We start from the raw sequence: 1,602 nt of genomic DNA, 5'->3' as shown, positions 1-1,602 counted from the left end.
GGCGACTACACCAAGCAAAAGGCCACGTGGGCGCGCCAGGAGATCCAGCCGGGCACTAAGCTCAGCAAGCCTAAGCCGCTGTTCCCGAAGCTCGACCCGGAGCTGGCGGAGACCGGCCCGGAGTGGGCGCCGGTGCAGAAGTAGCGGGCTAGTCCGCGCGGCGCAGGCCGGTGATGGGCGAGAGTACCTCGTGGACGGACTCGACTCCGTGCCAGGGGAAGGCCTCCCAACCGCGGCGCTTAGCAGCATCCAGGTTGGCCTGGCGGTCGTCGAAGTAGAGCAGGGAAGCGTACTCGTGGCCGGCGGCTGCCGCGGCCTGCTCGAAGCGGCGGAATGCGCCCTGGTGGGGCTTGGTGAAGCGCAGGTCGGGGGAGAAGCAGGTGACGGCCGCACCACTCGTCCAATCCTGATCCATCACGGCCTCCATGACCGGGCGCGGCGCGTTGCTGAAGATGCCCCACGGCTGGTCGATAGCGTTCAGGTGGTTCAGCAGGTTCAGCACGGAAGTGTTCACGGTGGAGCACAGGCGCGTGTCGGTCTCCAGCAGCTCCGCGATCAGCTCCTCGGTGGGCTGCACGCCGGCGGCGCGGCAGAGGGTGGTGAAGTAGTCGTTCGGCCCCATCGACAGGCTGTAGCTTTCGCGGTAGCGACCGTAGGCTGCCTCGAAGCTAAACGGGTCGGTGATGATGGTGGGGACACTGGTCTGGCTGCCGTTGTTGGAGCGAGACTGAATGTTGGCGTGGCGGATCATTACGGTGGTGAGTTCGCGCAGGGTGTGGCGGCGCTGGACCAGTACGCCGCCCAGGTCGAAGACGATCAAGTGTTCCATGGTGTTGGTGCCTGCCTTTGCAGTAGCTATGTAGTGGGAGGTTGCTGGTCTAGTAGGGTTTGTAGCTAGTGTGCCGCGCCTGCGTGACTAGAAAGTGGCGCAGACGCGAAGCTAAAACGAACCGGGGGTGAACAAAATGTCGAAGGTGGCCAGTGCGGCCAGTGCGACCCGCCGAGTGCCCTCTGCGGTGGCGCTTATCGCCGCTCTCGCGGTGCTGCTGACCAGCTCCAACCTGCGCAGCCCCGTCAGCGCCTTCCCGCCTATCGCCGACGAAGTGCGCACCGGCCTCGGCGCCTCCGATCTTTTCATCGGGCTGGTCGGCATGGCACCTACGGCCATGTTCGCCGTCGCGGCCGTTCTTTCCAGCCCCTTAGCCAAAGCGCTATCCTTCCGCGCGGTCATTAGCACCGCCATGGTGCTGGCCACCGCTGGGTTCGGCCTGCGCACTGCGGCGTCCAATGAGTTGCTGTTCCTCGCCGGGACGATGATCGGCCTGGTCGGGGTGGGTATCACCAACACCCTGCTGCCTGCTGTTATTAAGGACTACTTCCCGTTCAAACTCACGGTCATGTCGATCGCCTACATGGCGGTCGGCCAGGTCAGCATGGCCACCGCATCGGTGGTGTCCGTGCCGCTGGCCGAGCTCGGCGGATGGCGCGTGGCGATTGGAGTCTGGGCGATCCCGCCGCTGTTGGCACTGCTGTGCTGGGGAGTTCTCGTGTTCTCGGTGACTCCGGGAACCGCGGCCCAGCGCGGCAGCGAGATGTTGCGAC

2 protein-coding genes are annotated in these 1,602 nt (G+C 65.3%); one reads left to right on the top strand and one right to left on the bottom strand.

The features are described from left to right. Positions 1-148: 148 nt before the first annotated feature. The gene (locus Q0331_RS08905) at positions 149-829 is read right to left on the bottom strand and encodes an HAD family hydrolase (RefSeq protein ID WP_298076011.1); all 681 of its coding nucleotides are present in this window, start codon (positions 827-829) and stop codon (positions 149-151) included. Positions 830-965: 136 nt separating this feature from the next. Here Q0331_RS08905 and Q0331_RS08900 point away from each other — a divergent pair. Further along, a partial coding sequence (locus tag Q0331_RS08900) for an MFS transporter (protein WP_298076010.1) occupies positions 966-1,602 on the top strand: 637 nt, incomplete at its 3' end.

Source organism: uncultured Corynebacterium sp. (genome assembly GCF_937999985.1).
In the GTDB taxonomy this organism is placed as follows: Bacteria; Actinomycetota; Actinomycetes; order Mycobacteriales; family Mycobacteriaceae; genus Corynebacterium.
The sequence above is the reverse complement of the archived record's forward strand: the minus strand, read 5'-3'. Positions and strand labels throughout refer to the sequence as shown.